Genomic DNA, 14,420 nt, shown 5'->3' with positions numbered 1-14,420 from the left:
GCTCAACCTGTGCGGCTGCCGCCGACCAGACCTTTACAGTCCCTGCTGCTGCGCAAACACCTCGGGGCGCAAAGGCCGCGCAAAGTGGTAGCCCTGGGCATAGGTGCACTGCAGATGGCGCAGACGATGGGCCACCGCCTCGGTTTCCACACCCTCGGCCAGCACCGGCAAACCCAGGCTCAAGGCCAGTGAGATCATGCCGCGCACGATGGCGGCATTGTCCGGATCGTCGATCAGGTCGCGCACAAAAGACTGGTCAATCTTGATCTTGTCGAACTTGATGCGCCGCAAATACGCAAAACTGGAATAACCGGTGCCAAAGTCGTCGATGGACAGCTTCACGCCCAAGGCCTGCAATCGGCGCAGTACGGCGGTGACCGCCTCACCATCGTGCAGCAATACGCTTTCGGTCAACTCCAGCTCCAGACAATCGGGTGGAATGCCGGAAACATCCAGCGCCTCTTCCACCTGCTTGAGCACCACGCCACGCTGAAACTGCCGGGCCGACAGATTCACCGCCATCATCAAATCAGGACGACCGGCATCGTGCCAGGCGCGCAGTTGCAAGGCTGCAGTCTTCAGCACCCAGCCTCCCAAAGCTTCAATCACGCCGCAGTCTTCGGCAATCGGGATAAACACGCCAGGGGGAATTGCGCCACGCTCGGGGTGGTCCCAGCGGCACAAGGCCTCGACACCGATCACGCGCCCGCTGGGCAGATGGATCAAAGGCTGGTACTCCAGACGCAGGGCGTTATTTTCAATCGCTCGGCGCAAGGCCGACTCGATGCGCAAGCGCTCCAGCGCCGCCTCGTTCATGGTGGCATCGGCAAACTGGTAGGTGCCCCGTCCACCGCGCTTGGCAGCATACAGTGCCGAATCCGCCCGGCCAAACAGGGCATCGAAATTGTCGCCATCGGCCGGAAACATGGCGATGCCGGCCGAGATGGAAACATTCACCGGCATATCGGCCAGCACCATGGGCTGGCCCACGGCATCCATCAGCGCCGTGACGGCATGGGCCGCATCTGCCGTGCTCTGCACGTTGCGCAGCAGGATCAGAAACTCATCTCCACTGAGCCGGCCGATGACGGAGCGCTCGTCGGCAAACCGGCTCAAGCGCAAGCCGACCTCACGCAGCATCTGGTCGCCTGCGCCGTGGCCCAGGGAGTCGTTCAGCGTCTTGAAGTTGTCCACGTCAATGACGATCATCGCCACCTGCTCGTGGGTGCTTTGTGCATGTTTGAGCACCAGCGTAGAGCGCAGCGCCACGTGGGTGCGGTTCGGCAAACCGGTAATCACGTCCTGGCTGGACAGATAGGCAATCTGCTCCTCGGCTGCCTTGCGCGAGCTCAAATCGGTAAACGCCGCCACGTAGTGGGTGATTTCGCCGTGGGCACGTTGGTGGAGTGCCGACAGACTCAGCCACTGCGGATACACCTCACCGTTCTTGCGCCGGTTCCAAATCTCGCCAGCCCAGCGCCCCTCGCCAGTCAAAACCTTCCACATATTCTCAAAGAACATGGGCGTGTGCTGCCCGGACGCCAGGAATTGCGGGTCGCGCCCAAGCACTTCACTGGACTGGTAACCGGTGATTTCAGAAAATGCACCGTTTACCATGATGATGCGGTTGCGCTCATCGGTGACCATGATGCCGTCGGTGCTCTGCTCCAGAACGCGGCCCGCCAGCTCCAGCTTGGTCGCCGCAATTTGCTGGTCGGTAATGTCGCGGCGCACCACCAGCAGATGCATGCGCTCGCCCCGGCGACCAAAGGTGGGTACGCGGATCACGTCGAAACAACGGGCGTTGCCGTGGCCATCTTCCACCATCTCTTGCATCTGCGACGGCAGCCCGGATTGCCAGGTCGCCTCGTCAGCCAATGCACCATGACGCAGGCTATCGCCCTGGGGATGGTCTCGGTCGGCAATCTCCAAGTCGGTATAGCCGTATGCCTGCTGCTCGGATATGTTCAGCACCGCACGCGCCGCAGGGTTGGTCAACAGCCAACGCCCCTCACCGTCCTTGAGATACACCAGGTCTGGTAGATGGCCAAACACCGAACCCAGCAGCTTGTCGCGGTCGCGCAGCAGGCGATCAGATTCCGAACGCGCCGTCACATCCAGGCCTATGCACCAGATGGAGCCAGAGGCGTCGCCTTTCTGCAGCCCGTCGATGCTGGACCAGGCAATGCGGCGTTTGGCACCGGACTTGGTGGTCAGCGTAGCCTCCAGATCCCGAAAGCTCGGTCCCTGCTCCATGAAGTCGGCGATTTTGCGTGCTAGGTATGCGGAGTTCGGATACAGCCACTGCAAGGCCTCAGGGTGGCCAACCAGTTCGTCACGGCTATAGCCCGTAACAGCCTCGCATTCGCGGTTCCAGTAGGTGATGCCTTGATTTCCGTGTAAGTCCTTGGCGCAAACCAGGACAGGCAGACTGTCCAACACGCTCAGTATTTGGGGCGACACCGCAATACCCGTCACCAGAGACGCCAACGCCGCCTGGGTCACGTCTCCTGCACCCATGCCGCTTTGCCGAGCAAGCTGTGGCAAAGCAGGTTCCAATAGAACTTGAGGGTGCTGTGTTTCCACGCAAGCTTTCTAGAAATAAGGCAGTTGGGTGTTCAAAATAATATTTTCAAACTGTATACGAGAACCCGATCCTGGGCCGCATGCGGGTATCTATATTTGATTCGCGGCAAAGAGTCCCGCCGAGTACCGCCGGCTAGCACCACTCTCGCCATGTATGGCAGACAGGCTTTCTGGCACATGCCCACTGCATGACCACGGCCAAGAACCATCCACGCGTGGAAAATAAAAAAGCGCACTACCCAAAGAGTAGTGCGCTTTTATAAACTGGGGTGGCTGAAGGGGCTCGAACCCTCGACAACAGGAATCACAATCCTGGACTCTACCAACTGAGCTACAGCCACCGTAGATTTAAATTATAACCCGAGTTTTGCGGGTTAACGATTATTCCGCAGCAGATAGTGTTTTCAGCATCGGTTTGGCTACATTGATCTTGACCTTGAACATCTCTTTCAAGGTTTGGTAGTACGCACGCCCCTCAGCTGCAGCCCAACCTTGAGAGTATTGCTCACGCCCTTGCTGCGCCACATCCGCGGCAGGCACGTCGCGGGGCACGCGCTTGTTGACCTTGACCACGGCATAACCTTGCTCACCCAAATCCACCCCCGTCCACGCAGGCAGAGTGGCCAGATCGACACGCATGGCGGCATTCACTACGCGAGGAAGCTGTTGCTGGGCGTTTTCCCGCGACACCAAGACAGGGGCAGACAAACTCGCCGCACCAGGGCTGGCCTTCCATGCAGCCAACTTGTCCATACCGTCCTTTTTGGCCAGCTCTGCTGCACGCGACGCAATCAACTGCATACGCACCCGGTCTTTGACCTCAGACAATGGCAAGGTATGTGCCGGCGCATACTGGGTGATGCGCCCCGCAACCAACTGGTTGGAGCCAACGTCAATGGCCTCCGTGTTGTGCTTTTTCTCAATCGAATCTGCCGAAAAAATGGCATTCAAGAATTTGGCATTGGCCAATACACCCTTGGCGTCTGCTGCAGGGGCACGCCCCAGGCTGGCTGTCTTGATCTCCAGCTTCAATTTATCCGCAATAGGCTTGAGGCTGTCCGCCTGCTCATAGACGCCGTTGGTAAACACATCGGCCACCTCGGCAAACTTGCTCTGGGCTTGCTGATTCTTCAGTGCAGCTTCCAGCTCAGGGCGCATTTCTTCAAAACCGCGTTGCTTGGGTGCTCGAATATCCGTCAACTGAATGATGTGAAAACCGAAGTCCGACTCCACAATGTCACTGATATCACCTTTCTTCAAGGCAAATGCAGCATCCTCGAAAGGCTTGACCATAGCGCCACGCGCAAAGTAATCCAGGTCACCGCCCTTCGCAGCAGAGCCTGTGTCCTGGGAATTCTTCTTGGCGACATCAGCAAAACTGGCTGGCGATTTTTTCACCAGGGCCAGCAATTCCTCGGCCTTGGCGCGGGCCTTTTTACGATCTTCGGCCGACGCATCCTTGGGCGCGTTGATCAGGATATGGCTGGCACGACGCTCTTCTTTTCCTGCCAAACGTTCGGCATTTTCCTTGTAGTAAGTCTGCAAATCCTGCTCGTTAGGTACGATGTCTTTTTTCACGGCATCCAGGTCCAGTACCAAGTATTCCACCTGGGCTTGTTCGGGAGCCTGGTACAGAGAGGCGTGGTCCTTGTACCAAGTCTCAAGCTCTGCATCACTGGGGCTGACCTTTGAAGCAAAATCCGCCGTCTTGAAAAGTGCCACTTGCACCTCGCGCTTTTCAAAGAAAGCGTTCAAAGACACATCGGCCTCTACACCCGATGCGAACGCCGTGGCAGCCACACCATTCACCACCTGCCGCTGCGACAAATCGGTGCGCACGCGGGATTCAAACATTTCCGGTGTCATACCCTGGGCGGCCAGCAATTGGCGGTAACGCTCCATGTCCAACGATCCATCTGGCTTGCGCAAAGACGCAATCGTGGAGTCCTCCTGCAGACTGCGAGCCAGTCTGCCATCGCTGGTCACGAGGCGGAATTTCTCGGCAGCTGCCGCCAGCACACGCTCTTGCACCAAGCTTTCCAAGGTGGCGTAACGCGCATCCGCAGAGTCGAGCAGCTTGGGGTCCAGGTTGGGCCGCGAAGCCATCATGCGCTGCACCTCGCGTTGGTGTGCAGCATCCCAATCGGCCTGCTTGATGTCGTGCCCCGCCACCTTGGCGACCGTATCGCCGCCTTCGTTGTAACGCCGGAAGCCCTCACGACCACCGACCACCACGAACGCAGGAATGATCAACAAGAACATCAAGCCCATCATGATCTTGCTGTGCTTGCGAACGAAATCAAACATGGAAGAACTCTTTTGAAAAAACAAAAAAGGCGAACAATCTGTTCGCCTTTACTGGGTGGGGTTGGTGGGTGCTGACGGGCTCGAACCGCCGACCTACGCCGTGTAAGGGCGCTGCTCTACCAACTGAGCTAAGCACCCCACCTGAAACAGAAAACTCAGTTCAACGCATCTTTCAATGCCTTGCCTGGACGAAACTTTGGCACCTTGGCTGCCTTGATTTTAATCGCAACGCCAGTGCGCGGATTACGTCCGGCACGAGCAGCACGCTTGCCAACAGCAAAGGTGCCGAATCCTACCAGCGAAACGGTGCCACCCTTTTTCAGCGTGGTTTTCACCGCGCCGATGGTGGACTCCAGCGCACGCGCAGCAGCAGCCTTGGAAATATCAGCATGCTTTGCGATGTGTTCAATCAATTCAGTTTTGTTCACAAGGAGCCCCTCGCTCTAATTTATTCAGACCAATGTATCTAACAAATTCCCCCCGACTTGCTGCTCTGCGGCGCGCAAAAAAACAGGCCTGGGGGAAACATAACTTTGCAGCACCTACTGCGCAACCGATTAAAACTTTGGACTCCCAACATGTCAATCGGACAAACTGCATTCAAGCGGCGCGGAGGCGGATTCTAGACTGAAATCGGGCCACTCTTGAACAGCACTCACACTTTTTATCTCGCCGCAACAACAGCTCACAAACGGTGCGCGTGACCCGCAGCAATTGCACTACTTTGGGGCCTTCAACGCAGACGCCGCAAACACTTATTTTGTACGTGCGCGTATCTCCGGCAAGGCCTTCTGTAAATAATAAACCATGGACCAAATGGTCAGGATTGCAGAAATCCAGATCAGCCACTGACCCCACACATGGGTGTCCACCACACCGAACAAGCGGCCGTCAAAAAGCAAAAATGGAATGGCCACCATCTGCGATACGGTCTTCAATTTACCGATCATGTGCACAGCCACACTCTTGGACGCGCCGATCTGTGCCATCCACTCGCGCAGAGCAGAAATCGCAATCTCGCGGCCAATGATGATAAGCGCCACGAAGACATCGGCACGGCGCAAATAAACCAGCACCAACACACAGGCACACACCAGAAATTTATCCGCCACCGGGTCCAGAAAGGCCCCGAAGGACGAGGTCTGGTTCAGCCGGCGAGCCAGGAAACCATCCAGCCAGTCGGTGGCGGCAAACACCACGAACATCACGGTCGCAATCAGGTTGCGGCTGGGCTCGGCCAGGGGCAAATAAAAGACCCCGACGATCAACGGTATCGCGACGATGCGCGTCCAGGTCATGATGGTAGGAATGGTCCAGAACATACCTGATTGTGTCATGCGATTGGGGTGTGGGCCTCAACGCAATGCGCGGTAGATTTCTTCCGCCAATTCCCGCGAAATGCCGTCAACTTTGGCGATATCGTCCACACCCGCAGCGGCCACGCCACGGATGCCACCAAAACGCTGTAACAGGCTGGCGCGTTTCCTCGGGCCGATACCGGCAATATCCTCCAGCTTACTGCCACCCACGCGGACCTTGGCGCGCTGGGCACGCATGCCAGTGATGGCGAAGCGATGGGCCTCGTCACGGATCTGCGCAACCAGCATCAGCGCCGCCGAATCGCGAGCCAGCGTGGCCTTGGTGCGGCCATCGGCGAACACCAACTCTTCGAGCCCGACCTTGCGACCCTCGCCTTTTTCGACCCCCACGATTAACCCCAGGTCCAACCCCAAAGCCTCAAACACCGACTTCGCCATCGACACCTGGCCCTTGCCTCCGTCGACCAGCACAAGGTCAGGCATGCGCCCAGCCGGTGGCTCAACACCAGGCTCAGCCTGCACGCCAAATTTGCTGTAGCGCCGTGTCAGCACCTGGCGCATAGCCGCGTAATCGTCGCCCGGCGTAATGCCTTCGATCTTGTAGCGCCGGTACTCGGAGTTTTGCATCTTGTGCTGCTGGAACACCACGCAGGAGGCCTGGGTCGCCTCGCCGGCCGTGTGGGAAATATCAAAACATTCGATGCGCAAGGTATCGAGGTCGTCCGGCACCAGGTCCAGCGCGTCCACCAGGGCACGCGTGCGGGCTTGCTGCGAGCCCTCCTCGGCCAGCAGGCGAGCCAGCTGCAGGCCGGCATTCTTCTGCGCCATCTCCAGCCAGACGCGGCGCTGCTCGCGCGGACTGTGCACCGCCGTGACCTTGGTGCCGCTTTGCGACGACAAGGCGTCGAGCAAACTCTTGCCAACTGGCACGCTGGTGATCAGAGCCGGCGGAATGGGGATGTCAATGTAATGCTGGGCTATAAAGGCCTCCAGCACCTGCACCTCCACGCCCTGGGCCGCGTCCTCACCTTCCACCTCGACCGCGTTCATGAACACCGCGTCTTCCACATGCGTGGGGTAGTAAGCCCTGTCGCCAAGGTGACGCCCGCCGCGCACCATGGCCAGATTCACACAGGCCCTGCCCCCCTGCACCTTCACCGCCAGGATGTCCACGTCCTTGTCGGACACGTTGTCCACCGACTGCTGATGCAGCACGGTAGACAGGGCGCTCATCTGGTTCCGCAGCTCGGCCGCCTGCTCGAACTCCAGCTTGTCGGCGTGGGCCATCATGCGGACCTCCAGCGCCTTCAGCACCTGCTGGGTTTCGCCGTCCAGAAACTTCTCGGCGTTCAGTACGTCCTGCGCATAGTCTTGCGGCGAGACAAAGTTCACGCACGGGCCGGAGCAGCGCTTGATCTGGTACAGCAGGCAGGGCCGGGTGCGGTTGTTGAACACCGTGTCCTCGCAGGTCCGCAGGCGGAACACTTTTTGCAGCAGCTGGATGGATTCCTTCACCGCCCAGGCGCTGGGGAAGGGGCCGAAGTAACGGTGCTTCTTCTCCACCGCGCCGCGGTAATAGGCGACGCGCGGAAAGGTCGCGGCGCTCTGCTCGGCCGTCACACTCGATATGGCAGGCAGCGCGGTGATCTTCAGATAGGGGTAGCTTTTGTCGTCGCGGAACAGGATGTTGTACTTGGGGTGCAACGTCTTGATCAGGTTGTTTTCCAGCAACAGCGCCTCGGCCTCGGAGCGCACCACTGTCGTCTGCATGCGCGTAATCTTGCTGACCATATGGCCGATGCGGGTACCACCATGGTCGCGCTGGAAATAGGTGGTGACCCGCTTCTTCAGGTTCTTCGCCTTGCCCACGTACAGCACCGTGCCGTCGGCATCGAAATAGCGGTACACGCCGGGCAAGGCGGGCAAGGCGGCGACTTCGCTCAGCAGTTGCTCAGAATGCACGGGCTCGACAGCGGACACTACAGGTGGTTCAACAGGATTAATCTCGGACATAAGCCGTATTGTGGACAATCCAAGGCTGCGCTCCTCCACCGCCCCATGATCCCCCTGAAATACCTGTCGGCATATCCGGCCCACGTCACCGCCCAGGTGCAGCAGCTGCTGGCCGCCGACAAGCTCGGCCCACTGCTGCTGAAAAAATACCCCAGCGCCCACGGCGTGCGCACCGACAAAGCCTTGTACGACTATGTGATGGACCTGAAGAACCAACACCTGCGCAACGCCGCGCAGATCAACAAGGTCGGCTTTGACGCCAAGCTGCACGTCTACCACCATGCGCTGGGCACCCACACCACGGTGTCGCGGGTGCAGGGCAACAAGCTCAAGGCCAAGCACGAAATCCGCATCGCCACGCTGTTCAAGGACGTGCCCGATGCCTTCCTGAAAATGATCGCGGTGCACGAACTCGCCCACCTGAAAGAGCGCAACCACGACAAGGCCTTCTACCAGCTGTGTACCTATATGGAGCCCGACTACCACCAGCTGGAATTCGATGTGCGCCTGTACCTGACGCATATCGACGTGGCCGGCAAACTGGACTGGCCCGCATGAAAACCTGGGATATCTTCTGCCAGGTGATAGACAACTTTGGCGACATCGGCGTCTGCTGGCGCCTGTCCACCGACCTGGCCGCGCGCGGCATGCAGGTGCGGCTGTGGGTGGACGATCCGTCGGCCCTGGCCTGGATGGCGCCGCATGGCTGCCCTGGCGTAGAAGTGCGGCACTGGACCCAGCCGCTGGACCTGGCGGGACTAAGCTCCAGCGATGTCTGGGTTGAAGCCTTCGGTTGCGAGATTGCTCCTGAATTCATAGCTGCTCACGCAGGCGATACCTGCGCCAGTGGCTCAAAACCCTTATGGATCAACCTCGAATACCTGTCGGCCGAGGGCTATGTGGAACGCAGCCACGCCCTGCCCTCGCTGCTGCGCGACGGCCCGGCCGCGGGCCGGCAGAAATGGTTCTTCTACCCTGGCTTCAACGACAAGACCGGCGGCCTGCTGCGCGAAACCGATCTGGCCCAGCGCCAGGCCAGCTTCGACCGCAGCGCCTGGCTGCAAGACCTGTGGCCCCGGCTGCAGCATGGCTTGGGCGCCCCACTGGCCAGCAGCGAAGAGACGGTAGTCAGCCTGTTCTGCTACGAGCCCCCAGCCCTGAAAGCCTTTCTGGAACAGCTGGCCGGCGCACCCCACCCCACCCGGCTGCTAGTCACCGCCGGCCGGGCGGCGCACGCGGTGCAGGCATTGCTTTCAGATGAAAACTGCCTGCGGCGCTTATCCTACCTGCAGGGGCAGCTATCGATTTCATACCTACCCGCATTGACCCAACGCGAATTCGACCACCTGCTGTGGGCCGCCGACTGGAATCTGGTGCGCGGCGAAGACTCTCTGGTGCGGGCCATCTGGGCCGGCAAGCCCTTCGTCTGGCACATTTATCCGCAGGACGACGCAGCCCACCACGCCAAGCTGGAAGCCTTTCTGGACGTGGCCCAGGCGCCACACTCGCTACGCCAATTCCACCGCGTCTGGAACGGGTTACAGGCCGGCCAGTTGCCGGTACCCGACCTAGCGGACTGGAATACCTGGGCGAAGGCTTTACGGGCCCGACTGTTGCTGCAAGCAGACCTGGCGACGCAGCTTCTGAGCTTCCAGCCTAAAAACCGTTAAAATCCAGGGCTTTGCCCAAACGGGCTGCTATCGGCAAACGCGATGTTTTGCCCCACCCGCCGCAGACATATCCCCCGAAGATGTTCCCGGGAGCGTTGCGCGGCCCTCACTCCAGAGAATGCTATGAAAATCGCCCAAGAAATCCGCGCAGGCAACGTCATCATGAACGGCAAGGACCCGATGGTCGTCCTGAAAACCGAATACAGCCGCGGCGGCCGCAACTCCGCTACCGTGCGCATGAAGCTCAAGAGCCTGATCGCCAACTTCAACACCGAAGTAGTGTTCAAGGCCGACGACAAGATCGACCAGATCGTGCTGGACAAGAAAGAGTGCACCTACTCCTACTTCGCCGAACCCATGTACATCTGCATGGACACCGAATACAACCAGTACGAAGTCGAAGCCGAAAACATGGGCGACGCACTGAACTACCTGGAAGATGGCATGGAACTGGAAGTTGTGTTCTACGACGGCAAGGCCATCTCGGTTGAACTGCCCACCAGCGTGCAGCGCGAAATCACCTGGACCGAACCCGCCGTCAAGGGCGACACGTCCGGCAAGGTGCTGAAGCCCGCCAAGATTGCCACCGGCTTTGAATTCGGCGTGCCAATCTTCGTGGCCCAGGGCGACAAGGTCGAAATCGACACCCGCACCGGCGAATACCGCAAGCGCGTCTAATACACGCCCAGGCGAACCCTAAAAAGGCTCCTTCGGGAGCTTTTTTTATGGCCGATAAACCACCCTCCCAGGCCTCCATGCAAGCACCATCCGCAGTCGATCCCAAAACCGTGGCGCATTTCCAGCCCAAGGCCATCACGCCCACGGCCGAGCAGTTGGCGGTGCAGGTCAGCCCGGCGCGCATGGCGATCGTGGAGGCTAACGCAGGCGCCTCCAAAACCACCGTGCTGGCTCTGCGCATGGCCGAAGCCTGGACGCGCGGCACCCGGCCCGAACACATCTTCGCGTTGACCTATACCGACGCCGCCCAGCTGGCACTCAAGACGGCACTGAAAAAGATCGGTGTGCCAGCCGCCATCGTCCAGCAACTGCGCATACAAACCTTCGAGGCCTTTTGCAGCCAGGTGCTACGCGACATGGAGGGCGGGCCCATACCTCTCTACACCGAGGCCGAACAATTCAGCCCCGTGCTGTGGGAGGCCGTGGAACGCGTGGCTGAACACCCCGGTGAAAAATGGCCAGAAGAACTGCTCATGCCCACCCTGGGTGACCAGGGTCTGGTCGACAGTTTTTTGCAATACAGCGAAATCCTCAAAGGCACGCTGCGCGATGTGCTGGAGCGCCAGGAGCAGTCCGTCACGCCCGACTACGCCGCCTCCCTGGAAATCGAATACACCCAGCTCAAGATCTACCTGGCGTTTGAACGCCTGCGTTGCGCCACCCCCGAAAAGCCCACCTTCCGCGGCCCGCATGACGCCACCTACGATCTGGCCTGCATGTTGCAGGAGGCCGAGCCCATGGAGCACTACCCTGCCTGGCCGACCCGGGTGAAGGTGCTGGTCATCGACGAAATGCACGACATGAACCAGGCCATGTTCACCGTGCTGCAGGCCCTGCTGGCCAGCAACCGCTGCTTCTTTTGCGGTGTGGGCGACATCGACCAGGTGATCCACAAAGCCACCGGCGCCGACGCCAAATTCATGCGCAGCAGCCTGGCCGAACACAGCAGCCACAAGGTTCAGCGCTACCCGCTGACGCATAGCTTCCGCTTCGGCACCGCCGTGGCCAAGCTGGCCGGCCAGATCGCCAACAAGGCTTACGCCACCATGGCCCCGCACACCACCCAGCTCACGCGCCTGGACTACGCCGACAACGCCGCCTGCGCTGCACAGGTGGTGCAGCAGGCCCTGCAATGGAAGAGCCAGCCGCGCGCCAAGATGCATGAATGTGCGGTGCTGCTGCGCCATGCCCACCAGTCGGTGCAGATTGAAAACGCCTTGATCGAGGCCGGCCTGCCCTACACCACGCGCGGCTTTGACAGCTATGTGCTGCGGCCCGAGGTGCTGTTCCTGCGCGGCCTGCTGGCCGTGGCTACCGACGACCTGCGCAGCGTTACCGTGGAGCGCACCCGTGCTCTGGTGATGCGCGCGCTGGTGTTTTTTGCCGGCTCACACATCCAAGTGGAGGGGCGCGAGCACGAGTCGCAGCAGGAGCTGTTGGACGATGCCGTGCGCAGCGTCACCGACAACCCGCTGTTCCTGACCTCATTCTTCGACAACCAGGTGCTGCGCAACGCACCAGCCAATACCCGCAAGCGACTGCAGGCTGCCGTGCAGCGCATACGCAGCCACACCGACCCCGGCCTGCTGGACGTCGTGCTGAAAGATTTGCAGATCCACACCCTGATGAACCAGGTGCTCAGCTCACGCCTACGCCGTGTGGAGGCCGAAACCAACCTGGCCTGGCTGGCCCAGGCGGCCGAGCGCTTTGCCAGCCCGGCGCTGTTCTTCCAGCACCTGAACGCAATCGAGCAAAAACAGCAGGACAGCCAGCGCGACAAAGGTAGCAGCCTGCTGCTTGCCAGCATTACCAGCGTCAAGGGCCTGGAATTCGATATGGTGCAAATACCATATCTGGCACAAGGCGAGTTCCCCGACCCGCATTCCGACGCGGGCGAGGAAGCCAATACCTTTTATGTAGGCATCACCCGCGCCCGACGCCAGCTGACGCTACTGGCCAGCCAGACACGGCCCAGCAGCCTGCTGGGCGACAAGCACTGAAACACCTCAGCGAAGCATGCAGCGGCCGGGTTCGCTCGGCAGGATGATGCCCCAGCGCACCACGCCGGTGCCGGTTTCGGTGGCCTGGGCCTGCGACACGGCCCAGGGCATATTCCAGGCACCGGTGACCGAAGCCTGCGCCATCAGACGGTTCAGCTCCGGACTGTTGGCTGAGGAGCCGGTAGCACCCCGCGTCTGATCGTCCAGCACCATGGCACCGCAGGTGCGGATGGCTTCGGCATTGACCCAAGGCGATTTAAAGTAGTGCCCGTCAATCAGCACCGCCACCCGCTGCGAACTCGAGCTGTGAGCCACGATATTGCCGCCCAGCCAGATATCCGAGACAACGATGCGCAAGGGCACACTGGTGTTCTTGCGCCACTCATCCATGGCATTGCTCGCCAGCAAACCGCCTGGGAAGTTGGCCCGGGTACGCCAATGGAAATGCTCGGCCACCACCGTCTTGCCCAACACCAAGATCAGGCATAGAACAATATGCGCAGCGATCACCGCACACAAGATAGAACGCTCAATCAACCTGGACGTGGGCGTACGCAGCACGGCCATCGCAAGCAAGCCCGTCAGTAAAAATGCATTCGCGCCCCAACGGGACACCAGCTCCGTCCGGGTCGCAACGCAGTACACCACCGTCAGCACCAGCGGCGCCAAGGTGGCAACCCACAGGAATAAGCGATCCGATGGGTTCAGGGCCGGCGTGGGTTGCAGCGCCTCCGTACTTCTACGGCACAGCCTGCGCAAATAGAGCAGGCCCAGCACCAACGGCCAGACGCGGGCCAGCTGGATGCCCGCAAAAGCCCCCAGGCTAGCCAACTGGGCGGCCCAGCCTTGCAAGGGCTGCGTCACGGAATGGGCATAGCGGAAAGGCAGGAAATTCGTGGTTTGCAGCCAGATGGCATGCGGCACTAGCACGGCCACACACACCAGGGCCGCCACGGCCAGGCCCTGCAGCGTGATGCGATGGTGCATGGCCCGGTCCAGCGCCAGGTACAACAGCAAACCGGCGATGGGCATCAGCGCCACATACTTCACCATCATGGACAAGCCGGCATACAGCCCCGCCAAAGCCCACAGATAAAGCGATCTCCGGCGGGACGCCAAATAGAACGTCAACACCATCGCCGCCTGGAAGGGCAGCAACGCGGTGTTGTGGTTGAAGTTGTCGGCACCCAGGTTGTGGTAGGTCACCAGCGAGGTAAGGGCTACCGCCACCAACGCCCGCCGCTGCGACATGAATTCGCAGCCCAGGCGCCAGGTCAGGAACAAGGCCAACACAGTGCTAGCCTGCGCCGCCACGAATGGCAGCGCCACCGAGGGGCCAAACACCTGCAGCAAGCCGTGCATCAACCAAGACGGCACGGGCGGATGCTTCCAGTAGCCGTTTTCCAGCGAAAACGACCAGATGAACTGCTCGGCCGAATCGATCTCAGGTGCCTTGTAGGTCAGGCCTGAGGCCAGGCTCCATAACAGCACCTGACCCAGGCACAGCAGCAGCACGGTATGCCACACGGGGCGCTCGCGCACGGCCTTCAATGCAGTGCCGGTGCTCCGGGCCTCTACAGGCATGGCATCCATACTCATGGGCACAGCCCGCCCACCAGAGTAGCACTCCCTGGAATACGCTTATGCCATTCCAAGCCGAGAGCCTGCCCGTTACAAGCCGCCGACCACACCGTACACCACCTCTCGCTTAGAACTTGTTCACGATCTATCCGCCGCTGGACTGAAAATAGGCGGATGAGAAAGAAATACGCCAGTGATATCAGCCG

10 protein-coding genes and 2 tRNA genes are annotated in these 14,420 nt (G+C 60.1%); 4 read left to right on the top strand and 8 right to left on the bottom strand.

Translation table 11 applies throughout. The features are described from left to right. Positions 1-33: 33 nt before the first annotated feature. The 7 genes from AC07R0_RS21515 to uvrC all read right to left on the bottom strand — a co-directional run bounded on the left by AC07R0_RS21515 (position 34) and on the right by uvrC (position 8,225). Positions 34-2,520, bottom strand: a complete 2,487-nt coding sequence (locus tag AC07R0_RS21515) for an EAL domain-containing protein (protein WP_495106389.1) — start codon at positions 2,518-2,520, stop codon at positions 34-36. A gap of 331 nt (positions 2,521-2,851) precedes the next feature. Continuing rightward, positions 2,852-2,927, bottom strand: a tRNA-His gene (locus AC07R0_RS21510). A 40-nt stretch (positions 2,928-2,967) separates the two neighbouring features. Beyond that, a complete protein-coding gene (locus tag AC07R0_RS21505) occupies positions 2,968-4,893 on the bottom strand; it encodes a peptidylprolyl isomerase (protein WP_495106388.1) in 1,926 nt (641 codons plus the stop codon). A gap of 62 nt (positions 4,894-4,955) precedes the next feature. After that, a tRNA-Val gene (locus AC07R0_RS21500) sits at positions 4,956-5,031 on the bottom strand. A gap of 17 nt (positions 5,032-5,048) precedes the next feature. Next, complete coding sequence (locus AC07R0_RS21495; RefSeq protein ID WP_490592778.1) at positions 5,049-5,321, bottom strand: HU family DNA-binding protein; 273 nt, start codon at positions 5,319-5,321, stop codon at positions 5,049-5,051. A 327-nt stretch (positions 5,322-5,648) separates the two neighbouring features. After that, positions 5,649-6,215, bottom strand: a complete 567-nt coding sequence (gene pgsA / locus AC07R0_RS21490) for a CDP-diacylglycerol--glycerol-3-phosphate 3-phosphatidyltransferase (RefSeq protein ID WP_490592777.1) — start codon at positions 6,213-6,215, stop codon at positions 5,649-5,651. 33 nt (positions 6,216-6,248) lie between these two features. Beyond that, a complete protein-coding gene (gene uvrC / locus AC07R0_RS21485) occupies positions 6,249-8,225 on the bottom strand; it encodes an excinuclease ABC subunit UvrC (protein ID WP_495106387.1) in 1,977 nt (658 codons plus the stop codon). Positions 8,226-8,270: 45 nt separating this feature from the next. Here uvrC and AC07R0_RS21480 point away from each other — a divergent pair, with 45 nt between their 5' ends. The 4 genes from AC07R0_RS21480 (at position 8,271) to AC07R0_RS21465 (ending at position 12,633) form a co-directional block, all read left to right on the top strand. Further along, a complete protein-coding gene (locus AC07R0_RS21480; RefSeq protein WP_495106386.1) occupies positions 8,271-8,783 on the top strand; it encodes a M48 metallopeptidase family protein in 513 nt (170 codons plus the stop codon). Continuing rightward, positions 8,780-9,895, top strand: a complete 1,116-nt coding sequence (earP, locus tag AC07R0_RS21475) for an elongation factor P maturation arginine rhamnosyltransferase EarP (protein WP_495106385.1) — start codon at positions 8,780-8,782, stop codon at positions 9,893-9,895. Before AC07R0_RS21480 ends, earP begins: the two co-directional genes overlap by 4 nt. Positions 9,896-10,018: 123 nt before the next feature. Further along, positions 10,019-10,573, top strand: a complete 555-nt coding sequence (gene efp, locus AC07R0_RS21470; protein WP_490592775.1) for an elongation factor P — start codon at positions 10,019-10,021, stop codon at positions 10,571-10,573. A gap of 77 nt (positions 10,574-10,650) precedes the next feature. After that, positions 10,651-12,633, top strand: coding sequence for a 3'-5' exonuclease (locus AC07R0_RS21465; RefSeq protein ID WP_495106384.1), 1,983 nt, complete (start codon positions 10,651-10,653; stop codon positions 12,631-12,633). 6 nt (positions 12,634-12,639) lie between these two features. On the opposite strand, the gene AC07R0_RS21460 is transcribed toward AC07R0_RS21465, so the two are convergent. Then, entirely contained in the window at positions 12,640-14,232 is a 1,593-nt protein-coding gene (locus AC07R0_RS21460; protein WP_495106383.1) for a glycosyltransferase family 39 protein, read from the bottom strand. Positions 14,233-14,420 lie beyond the last annotated feature (188 nt).

It is taken from the genome of Rhodoferax sp. GW821-FHT07F03 (genome assembly GCF_059418745.1).
Note: the sequence above shows the minus strand (reverse complement) of the source record. Positions and strands in the feature narration are given on the sequence as shown.